The 14,344-nt window shown below is 37.1% G+C and carries 19 protein-coding genes; 4 read left to right on the forward strand and 15 right to left on the reverse strand.

From position 1 onward, the window contains the following. Positions 1-5: 5 nt before the first annotated feature. Positions 6-179 (reverse strand): 50S ribosomal protein L32, encoded by a 174-nt coding sequence (gene rpmF, locus AC4G3K_RS07535; protein ID WP_066100735.1) that lies wholly within the window; start codon positions 177-179, stop codon positions 6-8. 53 nt (positions 180-232) lie between these two features. After that, on the reverse strand, positions 233-766 hold the full coding sequence (locus tag AC4G3K_RS07540) for a YceD family protein (RefSeq protein ID WP_491076793.1): 534 nt from the start codon (positions 764-766) through the stop codon (positions 233-235). Between the two features lie 244 nt (positions 767-1,010). Here AC4G3K_RS07540 and AC4G3K_RS07545 point away from each other — a divergent pair, with 244 nt between their 5' ends. Further along, positions 1,011-2,222, forward strand: a complete 1,212-nt coding sequence (locus tag AC4G3K_RS07545; RefSeq protein WP_491076792.1) for a nucleotidyltransferase — start codon at positions 1,011-1,013, stop codon at positions 2,220-2,222. Positions 2,223-2,282: 60 nt separating this feature from the next. On the opposite strand, the gene AC4G3K_RS07550 is transcribed toward AC4G3K_RS07545, so the two are convergent. Both AC4G3K_RS07550 and AC4G3K_RS07555 read right to left on the reverse strand, forming a co-directional pair. After that, positions 2,283-3,296 (reverse strand): SepM family pheromone-processing serine protease, encoded by a 1,014-nt coding sequence (locus tag AC4G3K_RS07550; protein WP_491076791.1) that lies wholly within the window; start codon positions 3,294-3,296, stop codon positions 2,283-2,285. Next, a complete protein-coding gene (locus tag AC4G3K_RS07555; RefSeq protein WP_491076790.1) occupies positions 3,286-4,080 on the reverse strand; it encodes a patatin-like phospholipase family protein in 795 nt (264 codons plus the stop codon). The genes AC4G3K_RS07550 and AC4G3K_RS07555 overlap by 11 nt, the downstream gene beginning before the upstream one ends. 199 nt (positions 4,081-4,279) lie before the next feature. Between AC4G3K_RS07555 and ylbJ the strand changes: the two genes are divergently transcribed. Beyond that, a complete protein-coding gene (gene ylbJ / locus AC4G3K_RS07560; protein ID WP_491076789.1) occupies positions 4,280-5,512 on the forward strand; it encodes a sporulation integral membrane protein YlbJ in 1,233 nt (410 codons plus the stop codon). A 50-nt stretch (positions 5,513-5,562) separates the two neighbouring features. Here the strand turns inward: ylbJ and coaD are convergent, their stop codons facing one another. Together coaD and rsmD are read right to left on the reverse strand one after the other, a co-directional pair. Continuing rightward, on the reverse strand, positions 5,563-6,045 hold the full coding sequence (coaD, locus tag AC4G3K_RS07565; protein ID WP_491076788.1) for a pantetheine-phosphate adenylyltransferase: 483 nt from the start codon (positions 6,043-6,045) through the stop codon (positions 5,563-5,565). Positions 6,046-6,074: 29 nt separating this feature from the next. Beyond that, entirely contained in the window at positions 6,075-6,626 is a 552-nt protein-coding gene (gene rsmD / locus AC4G3K_RS07570; protein ID WP_491076787.1) for a 16S rRNA (guanine(966)-N(2))-methyltransferase RsmD, read from the reverse strand. Between the two features lie 429 nt (positions 6,627-7,055). Between rsmD and AC4G3K_RS07575 the strand changes: the two genes are divergently transcribed. After that, the gene (locus tag AC4G3K_RS07575) at positions 7,056-7,445 is read left to right on the forward strand and encodes a DUF7147 family protein (RefSeq protein WP_491132935.1); all 390 of its coding nucleotides are present in this window, start codon (positions 7,056-7,058) and stop codon (positions 7,443-7,445) included. Between the two features lie 32 nt (positions 7,446-7,477). On the opposite strand, the gene AC4G3K_RS07580 is transcribed toward AC4G3K_RS07575, so the two are convergent. From AC4G3K_RS07580 to AC4G3K_RS07600, 5 genes are all read right to left on the reverse strand, one after another. Further along, a complete protein-coding gene (locus tag AC4G3K_RS07580) occupies positions 7,478-7,750 on the reverse strand; it encodes a YlbG family protein (protein ID WP_491076785.1) in 273 nt (90 codons plus the stop codon). A 408-nt stretch (positions 7,751-8,158) separates the two neighbouring features. Continuing rightward, entirely contained in the window at positions 8,159-8,596 is a 438-nt protein-coding gene (locus AC4G3K_RS07585) for a YlbF/YmcA family competence regulator (RefSeq protein ID WP_491132936.1), read from the reverse strand. 178 nt (positions 8,597-8,774) lie between these two features. After that, positions 8,775-9,017, reverse strand: a complete 243-nt coding sequence (locus tag AC4G3K_RS07590) for a YlbE-like family protein (RefSeq protein ID WP_491076783.1) — start codon at positions 9,015-9,017, stop codon at positions 8,775-8,777. 23 nt (positions 9,018-9,040) lie between these two features. Further along, the gene (gene ylbD, locus AC4G3K_RS07595) at positions 9,041-9,442 is read right to left on the reverse strand and encodes a spore coat protein YlbD (RefSeq protein WP_491132937.1); all 402 of its coding nucleotides are present in this window, start codon (positions 9,440-9,442) and stop codon (positions 9,041-9,043) included. Positions 9,443-9,796: 354 nt separating this feature from the next. Further along, a complete protein-coding gene (locus AC4G3K_RS07600) occupies positions 9,797-10,861 on the reverse strand; it encodes a CAP domain-containing protein (protein WP_491076781.1) in 1,065 nt (354 codons plus the stop codon). Positions 10,862-11,135: 274 nt separating this feature from the next. Here AC4G3K_RS07600 and AC4G3K_RS07605 point away from each other — a divergent pair, with 274 nt between their 5' ends. Beyond that, the gene (locus AC4G3K_RS07605) at positions 11,136-11,501 is read left to right on the forward strand and encodes a YugN family protein (protein WP_491076780.1); all 366 of its coding nucleotides are present in this window, start codon (positions 11,136-11,138) and stop codon (positions 11,499-11,501) included. Positions 11,502-11,543: 42 nt separating this feature from the next. On the opposite strand, the gene AC4G3K_RS07610 is transcribed toward AC4G3K_RS07605, so the two are convergent. The 4 genes from AC4G3K_RS07610 to ctaF all read right to left on the reverse strand — a co-directional run bounded on the left by AC4G3K_RS07610 (position 11,544) and on the right by ctaF (position 14,338). Then, entirely contained in the window at positions 11,544-12,047 is a 504-nt protein-coding gene (locus AC4G3K_RS07610; protein ID WP_491132938.1) for a hypothetical protein, read from the reverse strand. 198 nt (positions 12,048-12,245) lie between these two features. Then, the gene (locus tag AC4G3K_RS07615) at positions 12,246-12,713 is read right to left on the reverse strand and encodes a DUF420 domain-containing protein (RefSeq protein ID WP_491076778.1); all 468 of its coding nucleotides are present in this window, start codon (positions 12,711-12,713) and stop codon (positions 12,246-12,248) included. Between the two features lie 110 nt (positions 12,714-12,823). After that, positions 12,824-13,705: a cytochrome c oxidase assembly factor CtaG gene (gene ctaG, locus AC4G3K_RS07620; protein WP_491076777.1), complete on the reverse strand. Its 882-nt coding sequence runs from the start codon at positions 13,703-13,705 to the stop codon at positions 12,824-12,826. 300 nt (positions 13,706-14,005) lie between these two features. Next, the gene (ctaF, locus tag AC4G3K_RS07625) at positions 14,006-14,338 is read right to left on the reverse strand and encodes a cytochrome c oxidase subunit IVB (protein WP_491076776.1); all 333 of its coding nucleotides are present in this window, start codon (positions 14,336-14,338) and stop codon (positions 14,006-14,008) included. Between the last annotated feature and the right edge of the window lie 6 nt (positions 14,339-14,344).

Consider the following 14,344-nt stretch of genomic DNA (forward strand, 5'->3'; position numbering starts at 1 on the left):
GTTGATTATTTATTTACAACTTCTTTTCCTTTGTATGTTCCACATGCTTTACAGATACGGTGTGATAATTTCATTTCACCGCAGTTTGGGCATTCAACCATACCAGGGACTTGAAGTTTGAAATGCGTACGACGCAATCTCTTTCTAGTTTTCGAAGTTCTTCTGAAAGGTACAGCCATGTTTTACACCTCCTTAAAAAAACAATGGTTCTATGGAAGACTTATGTAGTCTTTCATTTTTTACTGTTATCATCATTGTTGTCAAAAAAATGGGCCAACTTTGCCAGTCTTGGGTCAACCTTTTTAACTTGCTGGTCCTCTAAAACTAATTCCCAGTCATCTCCCGCTTGTGGAGCACCGTTAACAGGCTGATCCGTATCACAGAATACCTGTAATGGAATTTCTGTGATAATGATTTCTTTGACTACCGGCGTTAGATCAACTACATCTCCCTCAGCCAAATGGTATTCTCCATCCTCTGTAACCATACCTTCATACTGATTGAAAAGATAGGTCTCTGTTGTTTGAACATCAATTGGGAATGGGACATCGACCAAGGTTCTTGAACATGGTAATGTTAATGTACCTGATATTTTCAGATGAAAAGTAACTCGATTAGAACTTAAGTCAGCCTTTCCAAATACACGAATCGGTGAAATATCACGAATTTGTGGATCTGTATCTTTTAGTTCAGATAAATCTGCTGTCTCATCTACATTAAACCCATTGTCGCGAATTTTCTGCAGTTGTGGAATTGTCCATTTCATATTATATCACCTCAAGGCAACAAAGGTAATTATAGCTTTGGTAAATTCATTTGTCAATGTTTTTTCTTTACAGCCATATGTGATACCCTTATGCAAATTTTAAGCACTTGTCCACTTATTCTACCCGAAATATGTCGTTTTGAAAACAGAATAAATTCACCGCCTGAGTTTCTACGAAGCTTGCTTCTTGATAACTCCATCATTTACTATTAAAAAAACAACTATTTATCAGGAGGTGGATCATGTGAATGCCCTGGGACTTGTTGTGGAATATAACCCTTTTCATAATGGACATTTATTCCATTTGCAACAATCTAAAGCTATTACAAATGCAGACGTGACAATAGGTGTAATGAGCGGCAATTTTTTACAGCGAGGAGAGCCTGCCCTGGTGGATAAATGGTCTAGAACCGCAATGGCATTAAAGGCTGGCGTTGACCTGATCATCGAGCTTCCATTCGTCCATGCCGTCCAGAAAGCCGAATATTTTTCCGAAGCGGCTATTCTCCTACTAGAAGAAGTTGGCTGTAAGTCAGTTTGTTTCGGCAGCGAGCAAGGTGAGATTGAACCTTTTATACATACATACACGATTATCCAAGAAAATTTAGACATAATTGACCAACGGATTCAGCATTACAGCAAGGAAGGATACAGCTATCCAAAAGCTGCATCTCTGGCCTACACAGAACTACAAGCTCGTTATCCGGCCATGCTTTCACTGGACCAGCCTAATAATATCCTTGGCTATCATTATGTATCCGCAATTTTAAAACATAATTTATTAATTGAACCAGCGACCATTAAACGGACGGGATCTGGATATCACGATCCTATTCTAAAGCCCGGAACGATTGCGAGTGCAACCGGCATCAGAAAAGAAGTTATGAAAAGCGGCAATCTGGAAGCCATCTCATCCTTTGTTCCGGAGGCAACGTTTGCACTTTTGGAGGACTATATGATGGAGAATCGGACCCTGCACAATTGGGATCTTTATTGGCCATTCTTAAAAGTTAAATTGATTACGACACCGCCTGAATCACTGGCTCAAATATATGAAATGAAGGAAGGCTTACAAAATCGATTAATTGAGGCGGCAGAACGCGCCGGTACTTTCATAGAATTTATGTCATTCATTAAAACGAAGCGCTATACCTGGACGAGATTACAAAGGATTCTTACCTATACCCTTTTAAACTTCACAAAAAATGAAATGCCTCAAAGCCTTTTTCCGCCGTACATACGCGTGTTGGGATTTACCGCTGCCGGGCAACAATATTTAAAAAGCATAAAAAAGGATAAAGGAAATCTCTTAATTTCCCGCCTTGCCGCCTGCGAAGACCCACTAATCGAAATAGACAAGCGGGCTGCCATGGTTCACGCTGCCGTCCTCCCTCCAGAGGTTTCTCTGAGGGCTCAGAAACGTGAATTTATGGCGCCTGTTGTCTTGTCGAATTAAAAAAGAATAGCCATTGATTCACATTCTGAATCAATGGCTTTTTCTTTTATTCTGTTTATCTCATTTCATGTTTTTCAAGTAATTCAGCGCATCATCTATTGTATCCACAGGGACAATAATCATATCAGTACCAATTTCTTTTGCTGTTTTTACAGCCAATTGATAATCCGATTTTTCTGCACCCTGTTGATTTGGAGCAAAAAATATTTCGGCATCAGCTGAATCAGCAGCTACAATTTTCTGATCCACACCACCGATTGGACCGACTGCTCCATCATCAGAAATGGTTCCTGTTCCTGCAATTTTCTTGCCTCTTGTGTAATCTTCTTCCGTTAATTGATTAAATATTTCAAGTGTAAACATCAACCCGGCAGATGGCCCTCCAATACTATCAGCGTCTATCTTGATACTCCTGTCTGTTTCGATGCTTCGATCCTGTACCAATGTAATGCCCACACCAACTTTTTCGGTTTCCTCGAGCAGCTCCAATTGAAGAGTTTTATCAATAATTTTTTTATCCCGCTTAATTTCTAACTTTACTTGATCTCCAGCCTTTTTCGAAGATACGTACTCTATGAAAAATTCACTTGACTTAATATTTTTTCCATCCACTTTGATAATTCTATCTCCGGGTTTTAATACACCATCTGCCGGTGTATCTTTAGCAATATGAAGTACATATATTCCCTCAACCTTCACTTTAGCTTGATATCCTGCTTCTTTGTATCCATTTAAAATAGCAGATGTTTGTGAATCATCCATTAGCTTTAATTGTCTGATGGAATATTCTTCATCTGTTTCATCCTGACTTCTGATTTGTTCCTGCTTATAAATTTTATGATAATCTGCTATTTTAGCCCATGCATATGTATAAATATTTGCCCTTCCCATCCGGACCGTTGTCAGCATAAAAGAGCCCTCTGCTTTTGTTCCGTTTTCAACCTCCACAAATTGCTCCAATGTTTCAGCAGAGCCGGGGGTTGAAACATAATAAGGCAATCTATAAAAGGACGCAAGCATCGCCAGGATCAGGAATGCCACCCCAATTTTGCCTTTATTAAACTTACGCTTCATCTATATTTTTCTCCTTCCAATGCTGTATGGCCTCTTTAATCTCCGGCAGCCTTTTTTTTGCTTCTTGTTCTCCCATCATAATGATTTCCTGAATGTTTGTAAATGCTCTCGAATTATAAGTTTCAACCGGGGGTTGAATCATTACATCTGCATTAATCCCTTTCATTTTAACAATCTCCATTTGCAGAATATCTAGGCTTTTAAATATAACGTCATAGATAGATTGGATCTCTGTATCTCCCTTTGTAGCTGACACATCGCTTGCAATTACAATATCCGCTCCCATTTCTTTCACAACCGAAACAGGAACCCGATCTACTACCCCTCCATCTACGAGTAGCTTTCCATTAATTCGTTTTGGTACAAAAACACCCGGTACAGAAATACTGGCTCTTACGGCCTCATAAACCGGACCTTTCGTAAAAATAACTCTCTCTCCTCTTTCTATATCTGTTGCTACAACAGCCAAAGGAATTTCAAGATCCTCAAGATTTTGGTTTTTTGTAAACAAACGAATATATTCCTCTATTCTTTTACCCGCCACAAAACCTAATCTCGGTACAGTCAAGTCCATAAAGTATTTTCGTTTAAATTGTAATGAAACTTTTTGTAATAGTTCAAGATCAGAGCCACTTGCATAAAAGCAACCAATTAATGCTCCCATGCTGCTACCGGCTATATAATCGATTTTTATACCCTCACTGTTTAATACTTTCAGTAAACCGATATGTGCAAACCCTCTGGCTCCACCGGAACCCAGTGCTAATCCTATTTTCGGCTTCATTTCAAATAACACTCCTTTATACGAACTGATTCCAAGTAGGCTCCAATAACGGAGTCTTCGTTCTAAACTGTTTTTCACTGCGTATATTTTAATAATGGGGACAACCCCCGTCACATACAATTCTCTCAATATTTTATTAAATATATTTTAACATTAGATTATTTACTACGCTTAAATTTCATAAGGGAAGGGATTTAATTTGGATAAATCAGGTTTAAAATCAGCACTATTGGCATTGATTGCAGTTATAATGGCAGCAGCATTAATATTAATGCCTCAGGAATCCTTTGAAGCATCTGTTCGGGGTTTGAATATTTGGCTTGAAATAGTATTTCCTTCCTTATTGCCTTTTTTAATCATTGCAGAAATGTTGATTGCATTTGGTGTAGTAAAATTACTGGGTGTTTTTCTAGAACCACTCATGCGTCCCTTATTTAAAGTACCTGGAGCAGGAGGGTTTGTCTGGGCAATGGGTCTGGCATCCGGTAATCCCTCTGGAGCAAAGCTAACGGCCAGGCTTCGAGATGAGGGACAGCTGTCAAGGATAGAAGCAGAACGATTAGTGTCATTCACCAGTTCATCGAACCCGCTGTTTATTTTTGGAGCTGTATCTGTTGGTTTTTTTAATAACGCTAAACTAGGAATACTGTTAGGATTAACCCATTATGCAGCGAATATTTGTGTTGGTTTAATTATGAGATTTTACGGAAGAAAAGAAGAAAGGGATAAATTCGAACGTACAAAAAAAGAAACAACCATATTTCCAATCATGGAAGCTTTAAAAAGCATGCACCGCACCCGCCTTAATGACCAACGGCCTATTGGAAAAATATTAGGAGATGCAGTTAACTCCTCCATTCAGACACTTTTAATGATTGGCGGATTCATTATTATCTTTTCTGTTATTAACAAACTTTTATTCCATTTACATATTACCGGCTTTTTCGCTTCCATCGTTAACAGTCTATTCTATACTCTTCATATCCCATCATCATTAAGTGTTCCTTTTATTTCTGGTTTGTTTGAAATCACTTTAGGATCACAATTAACGAGTCAGGCTGATGGAGCTACATTATTGCCACAAGCAATCATTGTCAGTGCTTTACTCGCATTTGGAGGATTCAGCATCCAGGCTCAGGTCGCCAGTATCTTGGCCGAAACCGATATACGGTTTAAACCATTCTTTATTGCACGCCTTCTCCACACTCTTTTTGCAGCAATCCTTACCCTGATTTTATGGAAACCCATATATTTACGGCTATCCACAGCCGAAAATACATCTTTCTCTCAGTTGGTATTCTCTATGGAAACATACGGAGGATTATCCAGTACGATCCTGAATTTCTTTGTCAACTATGGCGCATTAATCACTATTGTATCTCTAGCCGGCTACACCGCTTTATTATTTATACAGTATAGAAAATCACTATAAGTTAAAAGCCAATCCCTTTTTATATAGGATTGGCTTTTTTCCAAATGAGCTTATTCAGCGATCTTTCTACTCAGGCGTTTTTGCACACACTCAGGGACAAGCTCCGATATATCTCCACCATACTTTGCTACTTCTTTTACGATTGAAGAACTTAAAAAGGAAAATTGATTATTTGTCATTATAAAAAATGTTTCAATTTGATCATTTAATAAGCGATTCATTGAGGTGATTTGCATCTCATATTCGAAGTCGGAAACGGCTCTCAACCCCCGAATAACCGCAATTGCATTTTTTTCTTTTGCATAATCCACGAGCAATCCTTGAAAACTGTCCACTTTCACATTTGGTAAATGGGCAGTGGCTTCTTCTATGAGTTGTACTCTCTCCTCTACCGTAAATAACGATTTTTTAGCAGAATTATGGAGGACACCAACATATAATTCATCAAATATCTTTGCTCCTCTTTGAATAATATCCAGATGTCCATATGTTATGGGATCGAAACTTCCAGGGCATACAGCTATTTTCTTCACAATACTCCCCCATTCTTCATAATTAGTAGTTATCTCTCGAAAAAGGATATGACAGTAATTCCATACTTTTCTGTACGAAACCTTGTGAACCCGCCTATTTGTTCAGGAAGAGTCAATTCTTCTCCATGTTCACAAATGATTAAACCATTCTCTTCCAACAACTCAGCATCTTCAATTTCTCCAATGAGAGTCGGGATGATGTTAGCTATTTTATAAGGGGGATCCATAAAAATAAGATCAAATTTCTTATTTCTCTTACCAAGAGCTTTTAATGCCCGCAAGACATCACTTCTGTGAACCTCTGCCTGATTATCCATCTTACATGAAGCAATGTTCGTTTTAATTATTTGAATAGCTTTAGCATCCTTATCAACAAAAACGCCTCTTTCCATCCCACGGCTCAGAGCTTCAAGTCCAAGGGAACCGCTTCCTGAAAATAGATCCAGAACCTGTCCTCCTTCAAAATAAGGTCCTACAATATTAAATAAGGACTCTTTTACTTTGTCTGTAGTTGGCCGGGTTGTCATGCCCGGAACAGCCTTTAATGGTCTTCCTTTACAAGTACCTGAAATGACTCGCATAATCTGTCACCAAATTTCATATGTATTCAACTTTCTAAGATATCCTACCATAAAAATTCTTGATTTCACAAATAGAAATCAATTTTCTCCTACCCTTGAATAGTTCACTTGAATTTGGCCATACTACTAGCAACAACATCTTCAGAGATGTTGTTGCCAACCGCGGAGAAGACTTACGTTTCCCCATAAGTTCTTCCTCCGGTTTCTCCTCTCCCTTTGCCTTCTGCCTTCCTACGCGAAGGTATAGAAGGACCCTGCGATGTTACATCGCAGGGCTTTTTTATTACTTTTTTCAGCCTCTTAAAAACAAATATTATTTAAAAGCAGAATTTTATCATCATTTTCTTTAAATACAGCTATCATCCCAGATTAACCTGGCAGGATAATATGGTACACTAAACCATATTGCAATACAGGAGGACACTCGGAATGAATCAACGTTTTATTGAACTTGGGCCAGGATATTCTGACCTTTATGAGCTATTAGAATTAGCAAAGGCTAATCAATCTCGGATGAATTATTTTTTATGCTTACAGTCAGAAGGCGCAAAAGGTAAGGTCTTGTCATTTGTATTAGTCATGAAAAAATCTAGCTATGGTGACTTCATCCCACTCTATATTTGCAGGGAAGGCATCCCTGTTTTAGATAATAAACCAAGCAAGCGTTATGAATTATTTGAGCAAGCGGCCAGAGACCAGAATAGAGAGATTATCTCATTGGAAGTCAGACATTCATCCACTTTCACTGACACTGACCTATATTATCAATATTTAATTGGAATAATGCGTATGAATCGCTTCTTACCCCCATTGCAATAAAAAGCCGGATCCTAATGGATCCGGCTTCCCATTTAAATACCTATTTTATATTCATCTTTTTCCTTCTCATGCTTTTTACTCTCAAATTCTGTTTTAATAAACGGTTTATGAGATAATTCCACCTTTTTTACAAAAGCATATGAAGATAATTTTTCCGATACTGCCTCTATTTCGTCCATATTCACATATAATACAGCATATTTTAATTTGCGGGAAACATAATGCAAATTGCCTGTTTTACGCAATGTTTTCACTTGTTTTAGACTATGAAGCCATACAATCAGGCTTTGCCTTTCTACAAACATATACATACCCCTTTAGGATGCAATTTATATTTAGTGTACCATATTATCAAAAGGTGTATCAATATTTAGATAGATAGGGAACAGAGGCCAGACCTTGATATGTAATTGTACCTTTTTAATTATTTTCCAAAACTGATTGGTGGACACCTGTAATTAAAGAATACATACTCACTAAAAGATAAATATCTCTAATTATATTATCTCCCAGAATTAAACCTTAAAGAGTCTCAGGTGATTCATCTATAGTCCTTATTAGTACCATACAGTTTGATGCCTTACTTTGTTTGTGAAAATTCTTGCGGACGGAATAGAGAGAACAGCAGAAACAAAAAAACTGCAGACTTTGTCTACAGTCTAAAACGAAAGGCAATCCCCGTCTTTTCATCGGGGTTGCCTTTTTTTATACCGTCACGAACATCCACAGCTTCCCCCCGTACCGCATCCTCCACTGCAGGATGATTCAAAGAAAGGGTTCCCTGTCGGTACTTTTATATGAGGAGATACTGAATGGCCAATCAGCATGCTGATTTCATCCAATAGTTGCTGCAAGCCTGTTTCAGCTTGTTTATATTCAATCACAGATGGGTGAAGGTCCATTTCTCTTTTAGCCTCACGGATTGCTTTTGAAATAGTTCGGTAATCTGGATGGTATCTCCCAAAACGCTGAGCTTCCTCGTAAGCATCCTTTAAAGAATTAAAGGCATGTATTTTTTTCTGTGCAACCTGGTCCTTCTTCATCTGATCAAGACTTAAATAGTATTGCTGAGCTATATCTGAATTCATTATCTCTTTGGCTAATTGTTCAGCATGGTCAATGATTTCAACCGTTTCAATAGTAGCAAGCATGAAAATACTCACCTCCAACCTTATCATATCATGTAATATTCAAGGATGCTATAAGTTAGGAATAGTTTCCATTCAATCTTAGGTATCTCCTTAAGCTTGTCCGCTCTATACTGATAAGTAGAAGAAGTACTTAGCTAGAATACTCGCCATACTTCATCTACCCTTACAGAATGTCCATTCATTGATTACCGCTATTCATTGATTGAAACATCGAAACCATCATAGAGGCCATTTGAACACTGTTTGAAAGCTGATGAACCCGGTCTGGGATAGATTTTTTTAAAAAGTACTTCGCTTCTGTATTAAATAACGCAAACTCCTGTGGATTTCTGCACAACCGTCTGTACCAGATTGGCTGTTGTCTCAAAAAGCTCAGTAAATCTTCATCAGCTTCGATCAATTCATAGATATCTTGTCTCAAATTCTCACTCCGATCTTTATGAGCTAATCTTGTCTAAATTTGAAAGGATGATTATTAGGAACAGGAGGTGGCTTTTCTTCTGTTTGTGCGGTAGATTGAAATTGAGAGATAACCCCTTGAATCGCCCCTAAAGCCTGACTTATATTCCCTATTTGTTTTTGGATTTGATCAGGATCCATTTTCTTCAGTTGATTAAGAAGCTGCGAAATAAATTCTCCCTTATCTGTTTTCTCAGTCTCTTTCTCAGCCTTTTTTTCTCCTTTATATTCGTTCCACGCTTCATCCTCTTCACCAAGCAGGGCCCAATTTTCGTAAATTTCTTGCCATGTTTTCTTGCCCATCCTGACATCTTTTACGATTTTGGGATTATCCTTAAGAAAAAGCTTAAATTCCTGTACAGAAGGATGCAAATTAGATTCATCCATTTAATCTCACCTCACCACATGACATACGCCTAGGATAGTATATGTTTCCGAGAAACAATAAGTGAAGATTCTTATTAAAGAATTTAAACGATACCTTTGCTATTTACCCAGTATAATTTTAAACAACAAGTAAGGATGATAGGCTGTTTTTGTTTAGATAATGTAACTCCATAAATTTGACCACGGAAATATGGAGAGCAAGGTCCTTTCGTTTTGTACTTAAATGGACCAAGCATAAGTGTTAATTCAGTAATCTTATTCCTTCCGAACAATATACGAGATCCCTCTTTTTATAAACTAAAAAGAGCAATTGAAGAGAAAATAGCTTCTTCATTGCTCTTTTTAATGTACATTTTATTCATGCAAAGATACAAAGTTCTGTGTGTAATATTTTTTGTATACGCCTACTCCAAGTCGGGTAAAATCTTCATTCAGCATAATATCTCGGTGTCCTTTACTATTGAGCCATCCTTCAACGGCCGCAATTGCATCTGTGTACTGAGCAGCTATGTTTTCACCAGCCGAATTGTAGGAGATACCGCCTTCCTTCAGACGATCACCAACATCTTTGTCTTCTGGAGATACGTGATCGAAATACTCATTCCTCATCATATCTTCACTGTGCTTAAAAGCTACAGTCGAGATTTTCTCATCATATTCCAGAGAATTCAAACCAAAACGTTTTCTTATGACATTCGTCAGATCCAGGATCTGGAGCTGACTGCCTTCTTCTACCAGTTTCCATTCTTCTTCGGACAATTCTTTAGGCTCATATAATTCGCCCCGATAAGTAAGTTCATATGGCTTATGCATAATTAATGTTTCTGCATCCATAAATCGAACACCCGATACACGCCCCAGTATTTTATCTAAATAAACCTGTGCATACATATCACCGAGCTTTATTAGAGGGCGATAATGAAGATCTTCTTCCGATAACTCAAAATGATATTCAGTGTCTTTCCACTTTAACTTAATATAACTATCCATATTTAATTCTTTATATAGAGACTCCACTGTTTGATCTATAAAAAAGGGATATAGATTAATATCATCTGCAGAACTGAATAGGGTCACAATTTTTTTATTTTTTTCGTTTACTCCAAATTGAATATAGTTGTTTACTGTTTCATTATAGATCCACCAATTATATCCATAAGCTGAAGGATCAATACGACTGGGTTCACCATATTCCTCGAGCAATTGATTGCTGGTTTTACCGATCCATTTAGATACACCCTGTTCAGGTCTAGTCTTGTTATTCGAAACTTCTTTCATCTTTTCTGAGGATTCTATTGTATTTTCATTAACGGAGTCGTGATCGATAATAGCTGTATTGTCTTTTCCATCTTCATGAACCGTTAAATAAATGCCACCTACTGTAATTAAAACTAAACAAAAAATAACCTTCAAACCCAATTTCAGAGGAAGTCCCTCCTATCATTCATACTGTATATAATATAATTATACCATTAGAATTGAAACAAACCTATCACTTAAATCGAAACAATTATAAATAAGTATATTATATGCATATAGAATATTTATAGAATCAGAAAGATCTTTCTGATTCTATGAAAGAACAATTTATTGCAGATAAGGAAAATTAATACTAAAATTAGAAGGGAGAATTCCCATTACTTGTTTCATACCGAAATAGGGCATTTGCTAAAAGGGGATAGGAGGAAATAAGATGAAATTTGAAAATACAGGCCTTGAGAAATACCAAGTGAACTTAAACAGGCTAGATGAAGTCATGAGCGAAAATGGGATGGTACGAGCTGAACAGTGGGATTACGAACGCGTTTCCTACGACAAAAAATACGAATTAAAAGACGGTACATTCTATTTACGCGTCTTTGGATATGCTATTGAAGGTGATGTAGGTGCACACCGGGCAACTATTCAATTAATGACCCCGGTCCTCGGAAAGCATTATTACCCTCATGGTGTCGAATATGGAGAGACAGAGCATTTCCCAACATCACTACAGAAGCAATGTGAGACTGTTCTAGCTTCTGTAAAAGCTGAGTTAGATATATTTGTCGAGGTTGAATAAAAAGTACGCAGAAAGCCTGCAGGAATCATACATCCTGCAGGCTTACCTCATGTATTTTCTCATTAAGCAATAATGTCCATCACCTCTCTCAGCCTCAAATCCATGCATCCTTAAGACCTCTTTATAACAAGACTGTTTAGCCACTACTTCAGTCTTTACTATTTTTGCAGTACCTGTTTTTTTAAAATAATAGAGCAAACCTTCTATAACTTCAGACGCATATTCCTTTTCTGTTCCATCATCTGTAAAATTTAAAGAGAAATTTATGCCTCCTACTCCTTCAGGGTTTTCTTCTATCTCTAATTCACCAATAAATTGTTGACGCTTCAAATCGATAATAAAACAGATCCACCAGCCAGCATCTCCTTCCACTTCAAATAATTCTATTAAAAGAGGGAGCATACCTTTAATTCGATCAGATGGGAAACTGTCAGGGACATATACTGGGGAAACCATTTTAAAATCTCTGGGATATAAAATAAGTGACTTTGCCAACGACAAGGAACACGGGATAATCAGAATTCGACTGGTCCTAATTTGTTTCATTCTCGCACCTCCGAATACTTGCATTAAAAAATACATACATAAAAGATTTAATTTATAAGGCCCCTGATTGACATCACCCTGCCCTGTCAAAAAATATCAATTAAAATTCCACCCAATAAACGCTGTTGTAAAAGAAGATAAAAAAAAGCCGTCTCTAATTCTATGAGACGACCTGTTTCACCTATGCAACTTTTATTTTCAAGAACCAAGAATCGCTTTAAAAACGCTCGTGGTTTCTCCACCGTGATAGATAACATATAACAATAAATAGACAGTAACACCTGCTACAGCATTAACCATCCAAATTATGCTTGTAGGAGGAGCTATTTTTCGATGCTTCTCAATTTTTCCTTTATAGCCGTAATACAGACTAATAATTCCCATAACCGCTCCAATGGTTGCCAGCGTAATATGTGAGATTAGAAAAATTGTATAGTATATTTTTATCGAATCAGGTCCCCCGAAAGCAGTGTTTCCTATAAATAGTGTTCTGCTTGCATAAATTACAAAAAACAAAATGGCAAATACAGCTGCCCAAGACATCAATTTTTGATGAAACTTTATGTTTCCTTTTTTTACTTGCCATACTCCAAAACCTACAAGGATAGCACTGATCACGATGCATGCAGTGCTTATCGTAGGCAATACGGGTAATGAACCGCTCATAATAGCTGAACCTCTCTTTACTAATTCTGTTAACTCTACAATTGTAAAATATTATATTTGAAAACTCAAATTTTACTATTTAGTTCACTAAATTTTAAATATTCATCCAATTAATTCCCTAAATGCGGGTTTGCTTCCATAAATCGTTTTGTTTCTGCATCTGCTTTCTTAGTATCTTCTTTAAACCAATTGAAGAAGGTATAGGCTAAGATAATTCCATAAACGATTTCCTGGATAATTTTCATAATAACACCGCCTGTTTGCTGATCTTCAACAACTGGCATATTTATAAACATTTGAGGGCCACTCAAATCCAACCCTGATAAGGTACCAACAGGAACACAGAGTTTCATGGCTTCCATCCACACCGCAGGATCTGCATATGTCGCATACATCGGCACTTTTGAAAAAATGATCAGTGCACAGGCCGGTGTAATTAATATGCCATTAGCAAATATATATCCAATTTTCTTAAGTCCTGATAATCGTTGGCTCTCTTCAATTTTATTTACTAAATGCCACCACATAAAGAGTGAGGAAACAAACAGAACTGCTGTGAACAGACTATGAAGCAGCATATTAACTTTTACAATATCAAAAATGGATGGGACATGGTAAAAAGAAAAAAGCCCATTAAAGAAAATTAACGTTATCAATGGTTGTGTAAGGAGTAAAAACCATTTTTTAAATACGAATTTCTTTAACAGCCAATCCGGTAATCCTAATAGAATAAATGGCGGAATGACTAAAAATAAAAACGCCATCTGAACCATATGAATCGTAAAAGATAGATGCCCCAATAAATCGATTGGTGAGCCTTCAATAATATAAAAAAGAACCATTGCTATAGAGAAATAGATAGCTTCTTTCCTTTTAAAATGTTCACCCGCTTTATAATAAGTAACATAAAAATAGACGGCTACTATCAAGATTGTCATGAGGAATAAGTAAGGACTCCATAAGGCCCTAAATCCGAACATGTCTAAATTCAATTAACTCACCTCTTAATTAGTTTTCCTGCCTCTATTATAGTATTTAAGAAAAAATGGTATCTGAATCCATCTTTTAGCTCTATTAAACTTAAATGTTGATATCCGTTCCAGGGCTCCGCTTTATGCAGGTCGTCCGGTAGCCTCCTCGTTGATTTACGCCTATGGGGTTTCCCCAGTCTCGCTCCTCCAGTAGGAGTTTCAGAACACCCACTACTATCAACCAGCTAATAAATCAACAATGAACTTTAACAAAGCCAATCTTTTAAAAAAATCGGCTTAACGAGTTAAGCCGATTCCTTCTTAAATCCACACAATCAGTACAAATGTAAGGATAGTTGTTACACCAAAGAGCAACCCGGTGTACATAAATCCTGCCATTGTTCCATGTCCTTTTTTATTCATATGCATAAAATAATAGAGTTGAAAAATGACCTGTATCACTGCGAGCAATAAGATAAATGGCAATACAAACCATCTGGAAAACCCCTCATAACCCACTGCAAAGAACGCAACTAAAGTTAAGAAGATCATCATTATAAATGTAATAACCTGCATCTTCATATCTTCCGCATTTTTCTTCCGTCTATATTTAAGAGCTTCCTTACTAAGACGTGTCTTAGGTTGATTTTCCATTTATCT

This window comes from Bacillus sp. z26 (assembly GCF_058313635.1).